Below are 22532 nucleotides of genomic sequence, written 5' to 3'. Positions count from 1 at the left end.
TCAGGGGCGTAGTCGGGAAATGACCTGTTGTGCCTGATTGCCGCCGCGGAATTCGGCGGGCAGTTCCACATCGCGGAGGCTGGTCATTGCGGGGCCGGTGAACAGCTCGGTGAGCCAGTCGGACTGCCACTGTTGGACACGGGGAAGTTCGATCTCCTGCCAGCGGCGCTGGGCGTCGTCTACGAGCCGTTGTTCGTCGGCATGCATGACGACGCCCGGAACCGGGCAGCGATAGGCCCGTGCAATACGTTCGGAAATGTGGGGTAGGAGGTCTGCAGCTCTGGCGTTCCACCATTCATGAAACCGTTTGGTCTTGCCGATGTTCTGCGTCGTCCCCCAGGTCGAGTGCCGGGTCTCGTCCCATAACAGAGCGCAGACGATGCCGGGCAGGGTTCGCTCGATGGCGCGGCTCGCGAATCGGTTGACCGGAACCGGTTCGACCATGCGTTCCAGGGCTGCGTGGGTGGTAAGGAAGCTCTGGTACATCGATGTCTCGCGTCGGTTGTTCCGGTCGAAGATGTCGATGACGAGCCCTACGTGCCGTCGGCCGGCTCGTGCGGTTGCCTGGATGTAGTGGGCATAGGTGGGCGGCATTCCGGCGAGGATCTCGAAGTTCAGCCGGTCGAGATCCACGCCGTGGGACACGACTGAGGTGCCCACGATGCCACGAATGCGTTCTGCCCGACTCATGGCGGGATCGGATGCCTCGATCTCGGCGATGATCGCGGCGAGCTCGCCCAATGACGACTCGCCGGTGAGGTATTCCGATCGCACCCGGTCGGTACCGGCGTTGATGAAGTCTTCCGATAGACGATTGAGATCGTCGACGATGTTGACCCCGTGTGCTTTGGAGTTTACGTAGGCGAGTGCGAGCTCGTATGCGAACAGCATCGACCTTGCTTCGGCCGTGGTGAGCGTTAATCCGGCGTCGGTCATCGCGGCGAGCAGCGGGGCCGGGTCGTCGGTGAGGTGGTGGATGTGTTCGACGATGTGGGCGGTGACCGCGCCGGTGAGGTCCACTTTGACGGTGCCACCGCCCGAGGGCAAGACGCCGAGATAGAGACGGCGAACGTCGTCGGTGACCGTCGTGTAGAAGGATCGGTCCAGAGTGCCCCCGCCGGTGGGGAACATGCGCGGCCGGCGGCCGTAGACCTGGGAAAGCTGGTCCTCGAACTGCTCGATGGTGGCGGTAGCGGCGATCACTTTGGAGGGTTCATTGTGTGCACCGCGCGCGAGTTCGGCCAGCAAAGTGTGGTAGTGCGCGGCGAATACTCCGAGTTCTTCTCGAATGAGATGCAGCTCGTCTTGGACCCACAGTGCCGGTGTCGGGTCCTTGAATCCAGTGGGCGGCGTGTGCGTCGACGGTGCGGTCGAGCAGCCCTCGGCGATGCATCTCTGGTGTGTGTACCAGCCGTGTTGTGGGCATCTCGCGGAAGGGCCGTGGTTGATGGCGGTCAATTGGCCGTTGCGAGCGAAGGCGCAGACCTTGTCGAGGGTCGATACGACGACCGAGGACTGGTAGCGGGTGGTCTCGTCGTCGCTGGCATGGATCGCCAGCTCATGGTCGCAGGCGCGGCATACATGGCGTAAGCGCTGATCGGTGAGATCGCATTCCAGGCCGACGCTGTTGTCGTCACCGCAGGCGGGACACGCACCGACGAGTCGTCTCTTGTCGCGCTCTGACTGCGATTGTCTGGCGAAGTTCGCCAGGCCGGGCCACCAACCGTGGGTGTCGGGGTAGGCCAAACGATTCGGGGTATTGCCCGCACCGACGAAGTAACCGAGCGTGAAGGAGTCGCCGGGAAGGTTGTGCTCCTTACGCACGATCTCCGCGTGATGCAATATCGCGTTGACCCGCGAAAGTTGCTGCACGGACAGCATTCGCAACGGGAACAGCAGCCATGCGCTGGTTCCTCGTTCTTTGCCGCGAAAGCGGTCGTAGAAGAGGGCAACGACGATCAGTCCGAGATATGCTTCGGTTTTGCCGCCACCGGTGGGAAACCACAGTACGTCAACGGTGTCGAGCTCCTCGCGCAGGCGCGGGTCGGCAGGGTTTTCTCGGCCGGCCAGGGCGGCTAGCTCGGACACGATGAAGACCAGCTGGAAGAGTCGCCATCGTGCGGTCGCCCCGCGGGCTGCAGCGAAGGAGTAATTGGCGAGCTCGAAGGCGCGGGCAAGGTGCGGATCGGTCCGCAGCAGATCCAATCCGAGCTCGAAACGCTGGACCTCGGACTCGAATTGATCTCGGAGGGTTTGAATCTGGCGCCGCTCATCGGTGGTCTGCGCTGCGCTGAAGTCCCAGCCACGGTGGAAGCCTCGCATCTCTGCACTCAGCGAATTCAACGCGGCAGTCCATTTGCCGGCGAGATTACCGAACGAGATGTCTGTCGGCTCGCTGGAACTGGTGTGGTGCTGGGTGTGGATCGGAAGAGTGTCGGCCATCACCACATTCGGTCTGTTTCCTGGACGGGCGACGCACCCACGCCCCCGGCCGACCACTGTTGCGGCGGAGGCATAACGGCAGTCGTCGTCGGCAAACCCGAGTCGGCGGGGTAGCAGCTCGGGGGTATCGATGGTGACCGAGAGAGTCGTGTCGTAGATGGCCACGTCCTGTAGGCCGCGTGCTTCGATCACCAACGCGTTGGTGATCGATACCGATACAGCGGTATCCCCGTCCACGGTGGGCAGCGTCGAGACGGTCACACGGGGTATCGGAGCGATTGGCGTCCACCGCCGATCACGGCGCGAGTCGACTGTCTGGCGGTAGGCCGCCTCGGTGCCCGAGACTGCGGCCACCGGCAGTGTTTGGTTGTTCGTCAGCTTCCAGAGCGCGGTAGCGCCGGCGTAGTGGTCCCGCACCGCGTTCTGCGCGTCTGCTGCCAACGGGCAGCCTCCCGGCAGCTCGCTGCTGATGAGGGTGTACTCGTCCCCGATGATGGGGATTGACATCGACAGGCTCACGTGGCGTTGATCGCGATACCAGGTCGGGTTGAGCGTGACTGTTGGGCGGCGTCGGGAGTTGTCCGAGGCCGAAGCGGTCAGCCGCCCGGCTTCTGCCGACACGTCGGTGAAGGCCGGCAAGAGCGGCTGGTAGATGGCGTAGCCGACCTCGAGGGTGAGATCGACGGTGGCCGGAGCTCCTTTCACCACGAAATCCACACCGATGACTCCGCGGTTTTCGACCGGAGGTGTCGTGGTCGGAGGCGTGGTTTCGCCACCTTCGCTGGTACCGGGCGCGGTCGTAGGTGCGATCGTGGCGCCCAGCACTCCGATGCGGACTCTGTGCTCAGGAGACCAGGGGAAAGGGTGCTCGCCACCGGACCGGTCGGTCAGCGCATCGACCAGTTCCGCGAGGATGTAACGGACGAGGGTCTCCTCGGCCCGATTCTGCCGACTGCGGCCGACGTCGACGGGCGGTGTCCGGGTACCGGTGGTGTGCGGGGTGACTGCGGTCATGTCGTCCTTGAACAGTGTGCGGTTGCATTCGAACCGACGTCTCTGGTCGGTGACCCAACCTCTCGAGGTCCGAGAAATGATGTCTTCTGTTGTGCGCCAAGGTGTTCGGCACAAAGACTACGCTTCGGCCGCGGCCGGTCAGTGCTGGTTCACTGGATCCGCCCCGAGAAGCTGGCCGGTACGTCGGTGGGCGTGCCCACGCTGATGACCGTGGCGACGAGAAACTCGTCCAACAGTTCATCGGCTCCGTCGCCGATGAGGCTCCGGAGCTTTTTCACAGCGTCCCCGGCGTGGCCCGAGGCCAGTGCTTTCACGAAATGGCCGAGTGATCGGTGCAGGGTACGGAGCCGTCCGGCCACACTGTGTAGAAGCCACAGATCAGGAGACGTTTGCTGTGCGGCTTGAAAGACGGCAGCGATATCTTGGGGTACTCGGGGGGCGATGGTGCGGCCGCTGGCCCACATTTTCAGCTCGCCGGGGGCCTGCGCGCCGGCATCGCGTACCGCCGCTATCGCGGCCTGCAGCGTGGTATGCGTTTGCAGCACTGTGCGGGCGGCCCTGCGGAACTGTCCGAGTATTGCATCGAGCGCAGCGACATCATCGTTGGTGTGACTGAGGGTTACCAGGCGGGCATGCACCGAATCGGTACCGTCACCGGCCGGAACGACAACTACATCACCCGGTCGAATGTCTCGCAGGGGTAGATAGCGGTGGTTGCCGGTGACCACGAGTATCGGCGTGGCCAGGTCGCCGTCGTGGTCGTTCTCGGTACGCACCCACCAGGTCCGGCCGTTATCGAGCAGTATCGGCACACAACTGGTGGTTTCGGGGCCGAACCAGTCGTTGGATGCCGTGCCGAGGATTGATGATAGGTCGATCGACCTGTTGGCGCTGTCGAGTACATCTAGTATCGATAGCTGAGGTAGATGCAGTTCTGGTGGTTCCGGCGGTGTGCTGTGGAGTTCGGTGGCCACTAGTGGGCCAGCGACGGATGCGGGCTCAGATGCCCCGAGCGCCCGGAACGTATTCCGCCGCCATGCATCGGTCGTGTCGTACCAGCGACGTAGTTGGTGCCGCAGGATGGCGTCTTCGACATCGTAGGCAAGCAGCCAATTCTCGTCGGCCTCACCACTGAACAGCAGTGAGAAATGCCGTGCCGGGGGATTTCCGGTAAGGATCTGAACGCCGGCGTGGCGGGGCGGATAGCGCTTGGCGAACGTGTCGATCTCGACCCTTGCGCCGATACGCGCCCACAATGCGATCTGCGCGCTGGTCCGGTTCTCGCTGCTGAGCGATTGCGCCGTGGCCACGGCCCCGGCGTTGCTGTGGCAACGGATCAGGATCCGACCGCAGGTGGCATGCTCGGCGCGTGCGAGCAGCCCCCAGAGGAGGTCGAGCTTCGGGGTGGATTCCTCGAGATGTCGCCATAGTGCTTCGACAGCGACCTTGAGCTCGCCCCACCGCGCGACGCCCCATGCGTGCCATGGTCCGGGGCCGGTGAACGTCAGACCGTTGAGGACACGTAGCAGGGCAGCGGGGCCCTCCCCGGGGCGGACCGCCAGGGCACAGGCCCTGCGATAGTCGTACACTGCCGCAGCCAGCCGGGTACCCGAATAGAGCAGCTTGGTCGGGTAATCGAGTGCTTGGGGCACGAGCCCGTCGGGCCGGGTCGCCAAACAGGCGAAGGCACGCGTGATCGCAGCGTTGATCTCCGTGTCACCGGCGCGGTAGATGCTGAGCGGAGGTTGCTTCTCACGCCACAGCATCCACATACTCGACAGTGGACTGGGTTCGGGCTCCTGCCTGTTGAGTTCATAGACCAGCGCATTGACCTCCGCATCGGTCATGGGGAGAACCAGCGGTGTGGAGCCAGTCGCGGTGACGGCTTTTACCAGCAATTCGTCGCCGATATCGCCGAAGACAACTGTCGACACAGCTGAGTGGTGTGAGGCCCAGGTGAGCATCCTCGCTCGGCTGTCCGCGGAGGTGATCGAGGCCGCATCGATGATGACCAGTGGTGGATTACATTGCGGCAGTACGGGATTGCCGATTCGAGTGTTGACATAGATGAGGGAACTATCTGCCGAGCGGGGCGCGACGCCGACCACCGGAACGAGGTATCCACTGCGGGTAAGTCGCTGTGCCGATAGCGGGTTGTTTCGGTCCAGGGCCATATTGCGGTAGTTGCGCCACCGGAGGTTTCGCAGTTGCTCGGTCAAATCGACGTCGAGCGCGGCGAATACAACCGGTCCGGCAACCAAGGGTTGCTGTAGGCGCAGTAGGTGCATACAGATTGCGAGCGTCAGCGCGATTCTGTGGTCGGCACGCGGTAGCTGTAGGACCGCCACAGTACGGGGCATCTGGTCGATCAGGTGACGACTGAACGCAACCAGCAACTGGTCGACCGCCGATACCGGGACAGCAACCCCGTTGTCGAGGAAAGTGCTGTAAGCAAGGCCGTCTAACCCTGCATCCGTGGTCCCGGGCAGCAGGAGGTCGATCAGGGATGGGTCTTCGGTCATCCGGGAGCCTTTCATGCCGGGCAGAAGATCGGTGCTTGTCCGGCTTTTGTCGACTGAGATCGGTGGCGTGGCCGGCCGAGTGGTCACGTCGACCCCGGGCCCCACGTCCCGCAGGCAGTACGAGGCGTGGCGTGGATCAGCGGTTTCTGCGGGAAGGTTGTCAACTGATGGGCTGCCAACGGTCGGTGGAGGCAACGCGGAACCCACGGCGGGTCAGGTTGTCGGCGAAGTCTCGTTGTTTGGACGCCACCCCGTGGACCAGCATTACTTCGGTGGCGCCGACCTCGGTGATGATGGAGGACAGGCCGCGTCGGTCCGCGTGCGCCGACAGGCCGAACTTCGTTACTCGCGCGTTGACCACGAGTTCCTCTCTGTCGAGTACGAAGGTGGCTCGTCTGGTGGTCTTGGCCAGTTCGAGCAGCTCGAACCCGGGAGATTCCTCGTCCTGATAGCCCGCGAGCAGCAATGCCGCGTTCGGATCCGGGAGGATCGAGCGTGCCCAGGTGACCGCTGGACCGGCAGTTAACATGCCCGACGTAGTGACGATGACCCCGCGCCGGAATGTGCGCAATAGCTGCTCGCGCGCGCCCGGCTGCACCGCCGACACCTGATCGCCGTATATCTTCAATGGCCGCGCGCTTCGAGCAGTCTGTTCCTCGTAGATCCTCGCAATGTCCTTGGCCATTCCATCGATGAGAACCGGCACATCCGGCAGACGGTTGCGCAGAGTCAACGCCACTTCCTGCGCTCTCCCGAGCGCGAAGGCCGGCACGAGCACCCGTCCACCGTTCGCCGGGTCGCCGACGGTCTCCGAAACCATCCGGACGAACTTCTCCACCTCGGCCTCGCGGTTGGAACTGTGCTGCCCGCAGTAGGTCGACTCGATGACCAGCAGATCGGACCCGCGTGCCGCATCAGGCACGACCAGACCGGGAACACTGATCTGGGCCAGGTCCGACACATCCCCGGTCACCGTCACCCGGTTCGGGCCGGCGCAGACCACCACGCCGGCCGCGCCGAGGATATGGCCGGCAGGAAACAGCGTGACCGTGACACCGGCAGCAATCTCGACAACCCGACCGCATTGCACCTCCTTGATGCGGCGCTGCGCTGCATGGACCTGCGCATCCCCATAGGGCGGCTCGGCCAGCGGTTCATCACTGCCGACATGGTTGCCGCGGGAGCGGTCGAACACCCGCACCGAATCGCTCCACATCGTCGGGAGGATCGCCGCGGTCTCGGGGGTGCAGATCACCGGCACTGTCGGGTAAATCGCGGTCAGTGCCGGTACGTACCCGGCGTGGTCGTTGTGGGCGTGCGTGATCACGATCGCGGCGAGTGGCCCGGCGAGGGCCACATCTATATCTTCCGGCCCGGCTTGGTCGATGCGCTTGTTGACCCGCATCCCGGCGTCGATGAGAATCCGGACGTCGCCGGCGGTCACCAGCATGCAGGAGCCACCGATGTCGGTCCCCCCGCCGAGCGGCGTGAGCGCGATCTCGCGCGGCTCACCGACCGACACCCGGTTCACCGGTTCGGGCGGTTCGAGCAAGGCGTTCAGTACTGACAACAGCACGTCCGGCGATACCTCAGCACACGTCAGTGCCGCAGCAACCATCGGGTCGGCTGCCGGTGCCGCCTCTGCCGGCGGAGTATCGACGGCCGCTTCACGTTCACGGGGATCGACGTCGATGTCCCCGACCGGCGGAAGGGTGGTCAGTGGTGGGAGAATCGCTGCCTTCAGTACCGCTGCCGCTGCCAGCACGTCGGTTGCCAGTTTCGCCACACGGTCGCGTTCGGCAGCCAGTTCGGCACGCAGCCCGTCGATGACAGCCAGCGACTCGTCCCGGTCCTCCTCGGCCCTTTCGAGATCGCGGCGCAATTGGTCGGTCTCTGCACGGGCGTAGTCGCGCTGCACTCTGGCTCGGTCGCGGGCCGTGCGGGTCTCGGTCAGGCGTCGTTCGTACCGTTCCAGCCGACGTGCGGTCGCCGGGTCCTGCATGGCTGGTCGGTGTTCGTCCGCAACCGCCGACTGCTCGCCGTCGGCTCCGGCCTTCGCAGAAGGCTTGGCCCGCCCACGTCGTGCCCGGATCGCCCGCGGGTCTCGCAGCGCTGCTGCTGCGGTGGCACTGTCGGTGGCACTATCGCCCAGCAGTGCCACCACCTGTGGATGCGTTTCGCTCAATTCGTCGCGATAGGTCTGCGCAAGTTCTGCTCGCAACGTTGATGCCCTCGCCACGAGTTCCAGCAGTGTGGCCCTGTTGGCCTGGGCAAACGCCCGAGGATCTATCTGCTGCCCGGCGTAGGCCGGCGACTTCAGAACCGCATAGGCCGCAGCGAGAACGATCGCTTCGAGCAGCTGCGGTGCGGTCCGACTCATCGGCGTGCACGCTTGGTCGCGGCGACCATGACGGGTTCGAGCCTGAACCGTCCGTCCTCGCCCAGGCCGACGAGGACACCCAGCCCGCGCAGCACCTCGATGACGTCGGCCGTACTTGCGTATCCGGCGGCGGCAACCGCGGCGGGGGTGAGCGCATTGGATTCGTCATCGTCTTCGCCGCGCAGGGTGAGGTATTCGGCGAGCGTATCGAGATCGGCCCGGTCCTGCGCGCACGTCTGCACGAGGAAATCCCAGGCCTGGCTCAGCGTGGCGTCGCTGCGTACCCCGGACGTCTCGACCAGCTCGTGGCAGCGCTCGGAATCCTGTAGGCGAGTCCGGATCTCGCGCAGTGGGTCCGAACGCAGGCCCGAGCCATGCGCGGTGAGATCCTCGGCGATCTTGTTCAGCAGGATCGGCCAGCCGCCCGTCACCGCCAGCAATTCGTCGCGAGCGGCGTTGTCCTGGAATGGCAGGGGCGTTTCGGTCAGCCACAGCCGCAGGTCGGTCCGGTCGTATCGGCGCAGCTCGGTCAAGCCTGAGGAGATGTCGGCCTCGCGTGCCGCGGCTGGCCATGTCGGTGCCTGCGCTGGTCCGGACACCAGCACGATCCCGAGGGTGCCACCGGAGTGGGTGGCGATCAGTTCTCGCGCCTGCTTCCATGTCGCCCATGCGACGTCCCGGGAAGCGGTCTTCAGGTTGACGAGCACGATCACATGTCGCCCGGCGGCCATCAACGTTCCCTGCTGACACTGCTTGGCCAGGGTCGCCGGGTTTGCTTCTCGTACGTGGCCCCCGCGATGGCCCGAGACCGCACGGTCGTTCTCGTCCTGTAGCGCCCTCAGACAGCGTTCGACGGTCAGGGCCGGCGAGCCGATGACATAGCGGACCTGGCTTCGGGTTGCGAGCAGATCAGCGATCTGCTGTGAGGTCAACGGCCCTCGGGTCGGTCCGCCACCGAACTCTGGCCGCATCATGCTGCCGTCGAAGCTTTCGGGCAGTTCGATCGACTCGGCCTGATCGAGTACCGCTTCGACCTCCTCTCTGGCACCCAGCAGATCGAGTACATTCGGTGTCCGTAGTCGGTATCCGTTGGTCGCATAGGACAGCACTCCGAGGTCCACACATTCATCCAGCAGCGCCCGGAATTCGCCGGCGCGAACGTCTTCGGCGGAAAACCCGGTCGGCCACCACGTCTCGCACTCGTTGCGTAGCTCGCTCGGTGTCATGGTCGCGTCGATGCCGCGGGCGTGTGCGTGCAACGCGACGCTGTAAGCGATGATTTTGTAGCGGGGATCGAGGTCTAGAGTCCAATCGAACCGCTTGCGGAATGACCTGCGCAGATGCGCGTCGGCCCACACCTGTTCGACATCGTCGGCGTGCACGGTCTGCGGTGGCGCGTCTTCGGGCATCGGCGCAGCCTGCAGATTGCGTAGCAGGTGCGCGGCGAACAGCTGAATGAGTGCGGGCTGGTTGTTCGCGAGCGCGAGGACCCGCGCGGCGTGGTCGGGGTCATCGAAGTGATATCCCAGCGCGCGCAAGGGACCGGTGAGCAGATCGTAGGCGGCCTGGGGGGCCAGAGGACCGACGCAAACGGGTTCACCGAAGTGCGCCAGCGGATGATTCGCGAGGCGATCGAATCGTGCCGTTTGGTGCAGCCCGGCGAACACCACTTTCACTGCGCGCCCGGTCCGCTCCATCAGTTCCTTGAAATGGGTCACATGTGTGAATCGTCCGTTGACCGCTTCGGCGTCGCCGTCGAGGAATTTGTCGGACTCGTCCAGCAGTAGCAGGAGTTGCCGTCCCGGACGAGAAATAATCCAGTCGGCGATGTGCTTGGTGAGCGCACCGGCAACATCACCGGCCGGAATATCGGCTGGCACGATGTCCCGCCTGGCCAGCAGCGGCCAGAGCGTTGTCCACACCGCCTCGACAGACACCGCCCTGCCGATCTTGAAGATCGATTCGTAGATCGCAATCCGGTCACGCTGGTCATCGAACTGTCGAGCTGCCTGCAACAGCAATGCCGACTTGCCGAGCTGCCGGCCGCCGTAGACGATGCAGGGGCCCATCATGTCGATGATTTTGGCGCGTTCCTCGTTTCGGCCGTAGAACATTTCCTGCCGGATGCTCGCGCCAGGGATGTCCGGAGCGAACGGCGAGGATACGGTGAACGGCAACAAGGCCGACATGGTGATCTCACGACTCGGTTCGGGCTGGCACGACAGGTAGGCGAAAGCGGCGTCATCGATCACGATTGTCGTCGGTAGCCGTCGGTCGCTACGGAACAGACCAGCCAGCTCGCGACGTGCGACGGAATCGAGCGTGCCGAAGTAGAACACCATGACCGAGTGATCGTTCGGCTCGTCGCGCAGCGTCTCCACGAGTTCACCCGGTGTCGGACCGTGCCAGATCCCCAGCAGACGCAACGAGTCGCCTGATGGACTCATCGCCGACCCGAAGGCCGGCAGCAGGGCACTGCCAGATGTCGGCTGCACACCGTGCAAGTCCAACCACCGACCACGGCGCCCGGAGTGCCCGCGCCGCGTAGGCGGGGTGGTCGCCTTGTCGAATTGGAATCCGACCTGCCCGAGAATCGACCTCACGTTCCCGATCCGAGACTCGAACGACCGGGCCTGCGCAAGCTGTATCCATTGATCGATCCGGACCGCGGCGGTTGATCCGCGGCCGACCTGACCCAGCTCGATCCCGGCGGAGATCAGGGTGTCGGCGAGCTCCCCGGCAGCCAGGTCGCCGGTCGATGCGCCTGCGTTGAGTGCGCTGCGCAGCTGGGCGAGAACAGGGTGGCCGGCGGCCTCGACCGCTGGACGGGGGACGGCGAATCTGTCCGGGAATGCCCTGAGAAAAAGGGACAGGTGGTCGGTGGTGTCGTGCCGGGCGGGCAGCTGACCGTTGTCGCGGATCGTGACCACATACTCCGCCGCAGTGGTCAGGTCGCCTTTGTCGATACACTGCTGGACCCGATCGGCGGCGTCGAGGGGCATCCCGGCGGTGTCGAGCGCAATGCGGGCGGCGGTGATCGCGGACTTCACGGCCTCGGCCCGATCGAGCTCGATCTTGCCGAGACGGTCGAGCACGACATCGAAGTCGCTGCGCGCGCCGCGGTGCGGGGTTTGACAGGCGCGGGCGCGGGTGGTCAGGTCGGTCCATGTGTCCGCGTTCAACCGACCATACAACCGGTCGGTGTCGATACGAGCCGTGAGCGCGGCGGCGTTCTGATCCACCTCGGCGATGGAGGCGTCGATCGCCGCTTCGCGCTCGGCCGACAACTGTTGCGCAAGCCGCGGGTTGTGAGGCCGCAGGGTATCGATGAGGAGCTGGGTACCTAGTTGGTCGTGTCGTTCGGTGCGCGCGTTGAATGTCGCGATCCAGCCGTTTTCCCCGTTACGCAGAGCGTCGAACGCGGTCTGGATGTCTGTCGCCGTAGGCGGACGGCGTGGCTCAATCGATGGAAGGAGTTCGACAGCCGGGGCCAGGGTCAGTAGTCCGTTGAGGGTACGGGCCGAAGAGGTTTCCGGACCGTCGATCACCTCGGTGCCCATGAGCAGATCCAGCGCATTGTTCAGCAGTGTCAGCCCGGCATCGGTCGCGGCATCACGGGCCTCATCTCCGCTGTCGCACAGCTCTGCCAGTTCGGCCAGTGCTGGTTTTCGGACTGCGGCCACGCTGTTCTGCAAATCTGCTATCGGATCGGTCATCCACGTCCCACCGCCGGAGGACAGCGTGTTTTCCGTAGCGGTGACCCATCTGGCCAGTAGTTCGGTGACGTCACCGGCCCAGTCGAGCAGTTTGAGCCGGGCCTGGGCCTCGATCCGTTTCGTGTTCCGCTTGCGGCTTCGGGTATGTGTTGCCGCCCGGTCCAGGGCTTGCTCGAGACTACGAGGTGTGCGTAGTTCGGCAACGCGGGTACGGACGAATCCCAGGTCCTCCGGCGACGGCGTGGCGGATGCGACAACGCGCAGAGGCGCGCCGAGGTAGCCGTCTTCCGGTGCCATCCAGCTTTGCCACAGTTCTGTCGCCGGGCCGTATTTGATCGTGCGATTGGGCGCGTTGCGGAGCTTGGCGGCCGCCTCGTGGGCGAAGGCTTCGTACTCCGAGGCGGCTTCAGACGCTTCGATCACTGCGTTGGCGTTGCGGGGAGTCAGGTAAACCCCGGCGTAGATGGCGGCTTGGAGCAGCTCTGTCAGCTTGCCGACGGCGTCGCCGGAACGCACGACGCTGGTGGCGGACGCACGAAGCAGATCGGATGCGCCAGCGATCGGGGACAACAAGCCCGCGCGGACCGAGGCCCCGTACACGAGCATCTGCAGACCGGGATGGTCTTTGAGGTCGCTGGGTTCGAGGTCGGCGATAGTCGCGGCGAATTCGGCAGCATTCGATCCGGTGGAGCTTTTCATCGCAGCGGCGAGCGCAGCGAGCCGGTGTGCGGCTCGGATCGAAGTACCGCCGTTTTCCGCGACCGTGAGCCAGTACGCCAGCGCCAGCTCACCGGAACGAAGGAGCGCGGTGTACAGCGAGGTCGAATTCGATGTCTGCGGGCCGGCCATGTCGAGGCCGGATGGCGGAACACTCCGGGCCTGTGACGTGTACTGGGCCGAACTCGATTGCGGGACAACGAACTCCAACTCGGCGAGAAGATCCTCGAGTCGCTCGGTCCGCTGTCCATGGTCGGCCGCCGCGGTGTCGGCCGCGGCGGTGTTCTCGTCGCTGGTGGCGCCGCCGTCGGCCGCAGCAGCGCCGTTGTCGTCGTATGGGGCTGCGATGGCGACCGGTACTGGCGTGTACGCGTCGGGCGACTCGGCGCTCGCCCCGGCCACAGTCATATCACCTAGGACGAATACGTCGGGGACATTCGCGAACGAAAGCAATGGAATCGCGGCAGGCAGCGTGGCCCTGATCACCTGGTCGAGCTTGTGGGCACGCTCGGGGTCTCGGCCGGCGAGTTCGATGAGGTCGAGCAAGGCCAGGAGAGCGCGGACGGTATCTGCATCGCTGTCGACGGTGACCTCACCGGCCAGAGTTTGGACCTGCGCGATGTCGGCGGCAAGGAACTCGTATCCGGCCAATGCCATCAATGCCATAAGGCGCCGCACGCGCTCGACCCGTTCGGCGGCAGCGTCGGCCTCGGCGACGGCGTGTTGTGCTCGCTGCAGGGCCGCCCGCGCCGTGCCCAGGTCCGCGGGCGCCTGGTCGGTAACGGCTGTGGCGGCGGCCAGCAGCTCGCGCAGGTTCACGAAAAACTCCATGATTCTGGCGATATCGGTCGTCTCGGACGGGACACCCTGCGCGACCGCAGTAGCCAGGTCCGGTAGGACGACAGCGGCTATCGTCTGCCGCTCCTGCTCTACGCGCTCACCTAGGGAAATCCACTCGGCCAGCAGTGTCGGATTCTTTCCGGTACGAAGTTCTTCGGCTGCTTCGGCCGTCAGACGTTCGGTCAGACTCGCCACGGTGGACTCGGGCGCCGCTGCGGTGGCTCCATGGGACATATCGCCGCCCTGCGGGGCATTCGCGTCCTCGCTGCTGATGTCGAGGGCCTTCGGATCGTCGGGATAGTCGTAATCGCCGAGCTCGGAGAGCATCTCCACGAGCACCGCCAGCGGGGTGGGTCGTTCCGGCAACGATGGGTACCGTTCTCGAACCGATTGCCATACCTGTCGAGCGGCATCGGTTTGCGTTGTGCTCCAGAACGGAGGCGGGTCGGCGAGCAGCCAGGCGAGCGCGGCTGCATCGCCGGCGTGTCCGGTCACCGCCATCGACGACCAGAGCGCCACTCGTGCCGCCGGTGTCGATCCGAATACCTCGATATCGAAAAGGCCGGCGTCGCGCCAGCTCTGGCGCAGCGAGCCGAGTGCGTCTGTCAGCTCGTCGGGGTCGGCGCTGAGGATCGCGGCGAGTTGGGACTCGGCCAGCGTGCTGGTCACGAAGGTCGCCCTGATCGATCCGTGGAAGAAGTCGTGCAGGATATGTGCCGCCCGCTCATCGTCCGCGCGAGCAAGTGTGGCCTTAACTGCCACGGCGATCTTCGCAGGGGGCGCGCTGGTAGGAAGCTTGAGTCTCCTGTACAGAAAGCCGGAGTGAGGAGGATCGAGCCTCGGGACTTCGGCAATGAGGTCGGCCCGGCCGAGGGCGCCGGCTGCCGATTTCGCGATCCTCGCTCTCCCCAGGATCTGACACTCGTCCGCGGTAAGCCCTATGCGATCGACGGAAGGTTGCTTCTCACTGTGGGATTCGGTGCACTGACTCAAGGCGTCCCCTTCGTTCGCAATCTTACCCACAAGACCCGACCTCCGAGGCGCGTGTCCTGCTGGCTAAGCCGAGCACAGCAGCGCTACTCCGAAAGCTCCTCTATCCTGTCGCAGGCTGACTATCTGGTGTTGCAAGTCGAAAGAAATCTGAAAGAAACTGCAGGTAGAACAGCATACTCAGACTTGGGCTGAGCTCTCTTCTGCGCTGCCGTCATCGTCGCGATCGGTCGCTCCTCCCACCCGCGGGTGCACTGGGCACTTCGAAGTGCCTACTTCCTGTTGGGAACTTACACGTCAATGTCTAAGCAAGGCTCCGATAGACGCCAACCGGTTTCGAGATGAAGGCAGAGGTATGAACGCACCCTCCACTTCGCTTCCCGCGGGGGAAGCTAGACCCTGGGCGACCTGACTGTCACCCGGTTCGGCTACGGCGCAATGCAACTCGCCAGACCGGGGTCATTAGTCCCATGCCGATCGCAACGGCGCGCTCGCCGCCCTGCGTGGGGTCGCGGCGTTCGGAATCACCTACATCGATGCCGCCGCCCGACGCCTACAGCCGCGCGCCACCAATCAGTTGATCCGCGAAGCTGTGAATCGCCCCGGTGAGTCCGGAGACCTATCGTGTGTGACAGCCCGGACGGTAGCTGGGCTGGTTGTTGAGCGTAGTGGGCGGCCTCGATCTCCGCCGGGGGGGCGCAGTAGCGGTAGAGGCGGCGGTGGTTGAACCAGTCGACCCATTCGGCGGTGGCGAATTCCACGTGATCGACGGTGCGCCACGGGCCGCGCTGTTTGATCAGCTCGGTTTTGTAGAGACCGTTGATCGTCTCGGTGAGCGCATTGTCGTAGCTCGATCCTACCGCGCCGACACTGGGCTGGATCCCCGCTGCGGCGAGGCGTTCACTGAAGGCTATGGACGTGTAAGATCCCTTATCCGTATGGTGGACAACATCTTTCACGTTGCAGCCGTCTCGTTCCCGGGTCCAGATGGCATGCTCGATCGCATCCAGAACCAACGTCGTGGTCATCGACGTAGACGTGCGCCAGCCCAGGATCCTTCGCGCGTAGGCATCGATCACGAACGCCACATACACCCACCCTGACCACGTCGACACATACGTGATGTCGGCAACCCACAAACGGTTCGGCGCGGAGGGCGAGAACCGGCGTTGCACCAGATCAGCCGGCCGATCCGCGGCCGGTTCTGCGATCGTGGTGCGCTTGATACGGCCGCGTCGAACGCCCTGCAACCCGAGTTCGCGCATCAACCGCTCGACGGTGCAGCGGACCACCGGATGGCCTTCGCGGTTCAATGCCAGGCCACACCTTCCTCGCGCCATAGACACCGAATTCTCCCGGTGAATCCGCGCGATCTGTGGCTTCAACAGCTGGTCACGCTGCTCCCGCTTGGTCCGGAAGTGCTTACGGTGTTCGTAATAGGTTGAAGGAGAGAGGTTTACGCCGAGCTCAGTGAGCGCGGCGCAGATCGACTCGACTCCCCAGCGCAAGCCACCGTCTTCGCGGTGGCCCTGGTGTTCGGTGACGAACCTGTAGATCAGCGTTGCGGCCGGTCGATCTCGGCCGCGAAGAAAGCCGAAGCCGCCTTCAAGATCGCATTGGCACGCTTGAGTTCGGCGTTCCCGCGCCGCAACCGCTTCAGCTCCGCGGACTCCTCACTGGTCGCCCCCGGACGAACACCAGCGTCGACCTGGTCCTGACGGACCCATTTGCGCAGCGTTTCGGCAGTACCAACACCCAGCAGGTCGCCAACCGCGCCGATCGCGGCCCATTCCGACTCGTACTGGTCCCGGACCTCGGCAACCATCCGCACGGCCCGCTCACGCAACTCCGGCGGGTACTTCCTCGAACTCACAGACTTCATCCTTCCTCAAGAGATGAAGTCTCCCGACCCGCCGGGGCGATTCACTGCACCCCTACCCCGAATCGCTGCACATCATGACCAAGGCTGGCGCGATCAGCAGGGCGGCTGCCCCCGGACCGACGAGCCGAACAGCTGCGCCGCGCAGTCAACGAGAACCTGAAGGCACTTAGCTCGAGGCGCTCGACGTTGTCAACCTCCGGCTCGGCGATGCCGCAGCGCCGCAACCCGGTTCACCCGCATAGCGCTTCGAGGCCCTCACCCGAACTTGAGCAGCGAGGGCTGATCCTCCATCTCGGCGTGAGTAACGCGACGGCTGAATAGGTCGCCGAAACGCGGACGATCGCGCCGATCGTGTGCGTGCAGAACATGTACAACCTGGCCTTACGCCGAGACGACAAACTGATCGACACCCTCGCCGGACAGGGCATCGCCCATGTGCCTCTTCTACCCATTTCGGTAGCTTCACTCCGCTGCAATCCGCAGCACTGTCGGCCGTCGCCGCACGGGTGAATGCCGCACAGATGTCGGCCGCCCTGGCCTGGCTGCTGCACCGGTCACCGAACGTCCGACTGATCCCCGGCACCTCCTCGGCGACCTACCTACGCGAGAACCTCATCGGCGCGGGAGTGCTGTTCTCCGACAAGGGTATCGACGAACTGGTGCTAGACGACCGCCGCAGGCGACCATTCAAGGAGTGCATAGTCGAGATATCACCCCGGCGAGGATCGCGACTTCCTCGCGCCGTAGCCCGGGCACCCGCCGCACCCCGGAGGTCGGCAATCCGGCGCTCGCGGGGGAGACCTGTGCGCGACGTGATCGCAGGAAATCTCCGAGTTCACCGGCAGCCATGTCCCCATGCTAGGTACGGGCCACGCGATGGTGGATGGGTGTGACGCACCCACCCGACCGTCGCGCGGCGAGGCGGTTCATGGCGCGGACGGCTCCTCGACGCGGTAGCCCTCGGGGCCCGCGGTCACCTCGACGACCGCACCGCGCGGCCGTCCGCAGTGTCGATCGCATCCGGACCAGTGCTGGCGGCCCGCGACCGTCGGTTCCCCGGCGGACAACGCGGCGCCGGTGGTGGTCGCGCCCGCCCCGGCGGGCAGGATCCGGCCCTCGTCGATCGCGACGGCGACATCGGCGCGCACGTCGGTGTGGGACTTCGCGCAGCCCGGCTGCCCCGCGCACGCGCTGACCTGCAGCCACGGGGACTCGGCGTCGAAGATCAGGCCCATGGGGGCGAGCACTCGCACGACCTGCTCGGCGGTCCACTCGTCGAGATCGGCGAGCACGATTCCACGCCAGGGCGTGAGGATGACGGGGCGTTCCACCGCGGCGAGGAATTCGGCGGTCCGCGCGGGCAGGGAACCCAGCGGGACGCCCGCGCCCAGCGCCACGCCGCCGTCGTCCTGGGGTAGCCAGCCGATCGGGGACTCCTGGGAGCCGGCGGTCCCGAGCCGCTCGGCAGTGGGGGAGAGGCCGAGCAGATCGACCAATCGTGCTGTGCCGTCCGGTATTTCGTGCAACCGCCACTGGCCGGAGCTCAGATCGAGGAAGCCGTGGGCGGCGGCGAGCACGACGTCGACCGCGTCGCCGACGGCGAGCCGGATGCCGGTGTCGGAACCGGCGAGGAGGAGGGCGAATCCGTCGCCGGTCGCGTGTACGCCGATATCGGGACCGAGCCCGCTGACGTCGCCGCGCCCGTCGTCGGCGGTGAACAGCACGCGACCGGGGAGGTCCGCGAGCCGGGGATCGGCCTGGATCCGGGCATCGAGGGCGGGGGCGAACGAACGCACATCGGCGAGGCCGCCGACCCGCCCCGAGAGCGGCGAGGCGAGGATATTGCGGACCCGCTCGTGGGTGCGGCTGGGCAGCAGTCCCGCGCGCTCGAGGCGTGCGGTCAGCTCGCTCGCGTCCCGCACCCGCCGCAGTTGCGCGTTGCCGCGCGAGGTCAGTTCGATCGCGCCGTCTCCCAGTTCGGTCGCGGCCTCGGCCAGCGTGCGCAGCTGGTCGGGGGACAGGACGCCGCCGGGCACACGCACGCGCGCCAGCGGACCGTCGGCCGCCTGATGCAGGCGCAGTACACCGGGGCAGGAATCGGGAGTTGTTCGCGTCATGACATGCCCAGGGTACGGGCAGCGGCGTCCCCCAGGTATGCGCGCGGCATCACACGCGGCACGCGGTGTGAGCGGTGCTCGATCGCCGGGGCCGGGAGCCGCGCGGCGGGTGATCCGACCCGGCCGGGTAGCATCCCCGGTGCTCGACGGGCGTCGAGGAAACCGGTGCAATTCCGGTGCGGTCGCGCCACTGTGAACAGCCAGACCCTCTCCGGCGAGCACCACACCCGATGGGCGCGTTCACCCGAGGAAGGTCACTCGTGATCCTGCTGCTGTCCACCTCCGACACCGATCTGCTCAGCGCGCGCGCCAGCGGCGCCGACTACCGCCTGGGCAACCCGGCCCGGCTGTTGGTGGACGACCTGCCCGGCCTGCTCGACGGCGCGGATCTGGTGATCGTGCGCATCCTCGGCGGCAAGCGCGCCTGGGAGGACGGACTGGAGGCGCTGCGCGGCGGCGGCGTCCCGGTGGTGGCGCTGGGCGGTGAGATCGCCCCCGACGCCGAGCTCATGGAGTGCTCGACCGTGCCGGGCGGCGTCGCCGCCGACGCGCACAACTATCTCGCCGCGGGCGGCGCGGACAATCTGCGCCAGCTGCACAACTTCCTGTCCGACACCGTGCTGCTCACCGGTCACGGCTTCGAGCCGCCGGTGCAGCTGCCCAGCTGGGGCGAACTCGAGCGCGCGGCCCGCTATCCGGAGCCGGTCGAGGGCGTGCCCACGGTCGGGATCGTCTACTACCGCGCCCAGCACCTCGCGGGCAACACCGGTTATGTCGACGCGCTCTGCCGGGCTGTCGAGGACGCCGGTGCGCGTCCGGTGCCGCTGTACTGCGCCTCGCTGCGCACCGCCGAACCGGAATTGCTGGCCACGCTCGGACGAGCCGACGCGCTGATCGTCACCGTGCTCGCCGCGGGCGGCACCAAGCCCGCCACCGCCTCGGCGGGCGGCGACGACGAAGCCTGGGACGTGGCCGCGCTCGCCGCGCTGGACGTGCCGATCCTGCAGGGCCTGTGCCTGACCGGCTCGCGTGCCCAGTGGGACGACAACGACGACGGTCTGTCCCCGCTGGACGTCGCCACCCAGGTGGCGGTGCCCGAGTTCGACGGCCGCATCATCACGGTGCCGTTCTCGTTCAAGGAGTTCGACGCCGACGGCCTGTCGACCTACGTGCCCGATCCCGAGCGCGCGGCCCGCGTGGCAGGTATCGCCGTGCGCCACGCGCGCCTGCGTCACATCCCCGCCGCCGACAAGCGCCTGGCGCTCATGCTCTCGGCCTACCCGACCAAGCACGCCCGCATCGGCAACGCCGTCGGCTTGGACACGCCCGCCAGCACCATCGCCCTGCTGCACGAATTGCGCCGCGCCGGTTACCATCTCGGCGACGCGGGTGAGGTGCCCGGCCTGGAGGAACACGACGGCGACGCCCTCATGCACGCCCTCATCGCCGCGGGCGGCCAGGACCCCGACTGGCTGACCGCCGAACAGCTCGAGGGCAACCCCATCCGCATCGGCGCGCAGACCTACACCGCCTGGTTCGAGACCCTGCCCGCCGAGCTGCGCGAAGCCGTGATCGAGGCGTGGGGCCCGCCGCCCGGCGAACTCTACGTCGATCGCTCCGCCGACCCGAACGGCGAGATCGTCATCGCCGCACTGCGTTTCGGCAATGTGGTGCTGATGGTCCAGCCGCCCCGCGGGTTCGGCGAGAACCCGGTCGCCATCTACCACGACCCCGACCTGCCGCCGAGCCATCACTACCTGGCCGCCTACCGCTGGCTGGCCGTGCCCGCCGAGCAGGGCGGCTTCGGCGCCGACGCGATGGTGCACATCGGCAAACACGGCAATCTGGAGTGGCTGCCCGGCAAGACCCTCGGCATGTCCGCGGCCTGCGGCACCGACGCCGCCCTCGGCGACCTGCCGCTGATCTACCCGTTTCTGGTCAACGACCCCGGCGAGGGCACCCAGGCCAAGCGCCGCGCGCACGCCACCCTCGTCGACCACCTCATCCCGCCGATGGCGCGCGCGGAGAGCTACGGCGACATCTCCCGCCTCGAGCAGCTGCTCGACGAGCACGCCAACATCTCCGCCCTCGACCCGGCCAAGCTGCCCGCCATCCGCCAGCAGATCTGGACGCTCATGCGCGCGGCGAAGATGGACCACGACCTCGGCCTGGCGGAGCGTCCCGACGAGGACACCTTCGACGACATGCTCCTGCACGTCGACGGCTGGCTGTGCGAGATCAAGGATGTGCAGATCCGCGACGGCCTGCACATCCTCGGCCAGGCGCCGGTCGGTGAGTCGGAAGTCGATCTGGTGCTGGCGATGCTGCGCGCGCGTCAGCTCTGGGGCGGCGAGCAGTCGGTGCCCGGCCTGCGCGAAGCGCTCGGCCTGGACGAATCCGGCTCCGAGACGCGGGAGCGGGTCGACGCCGTCGAGGAGCGGGCACGGGAACTGCTGATCGCCCTGCAGGCCGCCGACTGGTCGCCCGACGCGGTGGACGGCATGGTCGAACGCTTCGCCGGGCAGTTGTTCGGCGACCAGGGCGGTGATCGCGAATCCGTCGGCGCTGTGCTGCGTTTCGCGGCCACCGAGGTGGTGCCCCGCCTGCGTGGCACGAGCATCGAGATCGAGCGGGTGCTGCACGCGCTGAACGGTGGGTTCATCCCCGCGGGCCCCAGCGGTTCCCCGTTGCGCGGCCTGATCAACGTGCTGCCCACGGGCCGCAACTTCTACTCCGTCGACCCGAAGGCCGTGCCGTCCCGGCTGGCCTGGGAGACCGGTCAGGCGATGGCCGATTCGCTGCTGCGCCGCTACCTCGACGACCAGGGTGAGTATCCGCGCTCGGTGGGCCTGTCGGTGTGGGGCACCTCGGCCATGCGAACCTCCGGTGACGACATCGCCGAAGTGCTCGCGCTGCTGGGCGTGCGACCGGTGTGGGACGAGGCCAGCCGCCGCGTCACCACCCTCGAGGTGATCTCGCTCGAGGAACTGGGCCGCCCGCGCATCGACGTCACCGTCCGCATCAGCGGCTTCTTCCGCGACGCCTTCCCGCATGTGCTCGCCCTGCTCGACGACGCGGTCCGCCTCGTCGCCGGCCTCGACGAGCCCGCCGAATCCAATTACGTTCGCGCGCACACCCTCACGGACCTGGCCGAGCACGGCGACGAACGCCGCGCCACCACTCGCATCTTCGGTTCCAAGCCGGGCACCTACGGCGCCGGCCTGCTCCAGCTCATCGACTCCAAGAGCTGGCGCGGCGACGAGGACCTCGCGCAGGTCTACACCGCCTGGGGCGGCTTCGCCTACGGCCGCGATCTCGACGGCGCCCCCGCCGCCGAGGACATGCGCACCGCTTACCGCCGGATCGCCGTCGCGGCCAAGAACACCGACACCCGCGAACACGACATCGCCGACTCCGACGACTACTTCCAGTACCACGGCGGCATGGTCGCCACCGTGCGCGCGCTGACCGGCAAGAACCCCGAGGCCTACATCGGCGACAGCACCCGCCCCGACGCCGTGCGCACCCGCACCCTCTCGGAGGAGACCACCCGCGTCTTCCGCGCCCGCGTGGTGAACCCGCGCTGGCTCGAGGCCATGCGCCGCCACGGCTACAAGGGCGCCTTCGAGATGGCCGCCACCGTCGACTACCTGTTCGGCTACGACGCCACCACCGACGTGGTCGCCGACTGGATGTACGAGAAGCTCAGCGAGAGCTACGTTTTCGACGAGACCAACCGCAAGTTCATGGAGCAGTCGAATCCGTGGGCGTTGCACGGTATCGCCGAGCGACTGCTCGAGGCCGCCGAACGTGGCATGTGGGCGGCGCCGGAGCAGGAGACGCTGGAACGGCTGCGGCAGGTGTACCTGGAGACCGAGGGCGAACTCGAATAACGGCGTGACCGGTCGTCCG

6 protein-coding genes, 2 pseudogenes and 1 riboswitch are annotated in these 22532 nt (G+C 66.3%); of the genes and pseudogenes, 1 reads left to right on the top strand and 7 read right to left on the bottom strand.

Annotated elements, in window-relative coordinates; genetic code table 11:
* From ON26_RS15080 to cobG, 7 genes and pseudogenes are all read right to left on the bottom strand, one after another.
* Nucleotides 1-3456, bottom strand: a complete 3456-nt coding sequence (locus ON26_RS15080; protein ID WP_040796760.1) for a DEAD/DEAH box helicase family protein — start codon at nt 3454-3456, stop codon at nt 1-3.
* A 149-nt stretch (nt 3457-3605) separates the two neighbouring features.
* Complete coding sequence (locus ON26_RS15075; protein ID WP_157171903.1) at nt 3606-5978, bottom strand: DISARM anti-phage system protein DrmE domain-containing protein; 2373 nt, start codon at nt 5976-5978, stop codon at nt 3606-3608.
* 160 nt (nt 5979-6138) lie between these two features.
* Nucleotides 6139-8358: an MBL fold metallo-hydrolase gene (locus ON26_RS15070; RefSeq protein ID WP_083884099.1), complete on the bottom strand. Its 2220-nt coding sequence runs from the start codon at nt 8356-8358 to the stop codon at nt 6139-6141.
* A complete protein-coding gene (locus tag ON26_RS15065; protein ID WP_157171902.1) occupies nt 8355-14393 on the bottom strand; it encodes a hypothetical protein in 6039 nt (2012 codons plus the stop codon). The genes ON26_RS15070 and ON26_RS15065 overlap by 4 nt, the downstream gene beginning before the upstream one ends.
* Nucleotides 14394-15268: 875 nt before the next feature.
* Nucleotides 15269-16503 (bottom strand): annotated as a pseudogene (locus tag ON26_RS15060) (IS3 family transposase); the annotation flags it as partial.
* A gap of 711 nt (nt 16504-17214) precedes the next feature.
* Nucleotides 17215-17352, bottom strand: a pseudogene (locus ON26_RS35200) (transcriptional regulator); the annotation flags it as partial.
* Nucleotides 17353-17429: 77 nt separating this feature from the next.
* On the bottom strand, nt 17430-18620 hold the full coding sequence (cobG, locus tag ON26_RS15050) for a precorrin-3B synthase (RefSeq protein WP_040796755.1): 1191 nt from the start codon (nt 18618-18620) through the stop codon (nt 17430-17432).
* A 113-nt stretch (nt 18621-18733) separates the two neighbouring features.
* Nucleotides 18734-18900, top strand: a riboswitch (cobalamin riboswitch).
* Between cobG and cobN the strand changes: the two genes are divergently transcribed.
* Nucleotides 18881-22513: a cobaltochelatase subunit CobN gene (gene cobN / locus ON26_RS15045; protein ID WP_040796754.1), complete on the top strand. Its 3633-nt coding sequence runs from the start codon at nt 18881-18883 to the stop codon at nt 22511-22513. It overlaps the preceding riboswitch by 20 nt.
* The last annotated feature ends 19 nt before the right edge of the window (nt 22514-22532 follow it).

It is taken from the genome of Nocardia higoensis NBRC 100133 (assembly GCF_000308595.1).
Lineage (GTDB): Bacteria > Actinomycetota > Actinomycetes > Mycobacteriales > Mycobacteriaceae > Nocardia > Nocardia higoensis.
This window is presented reverse-complemented; position numbering and strand designations above follow the sequence as displayed.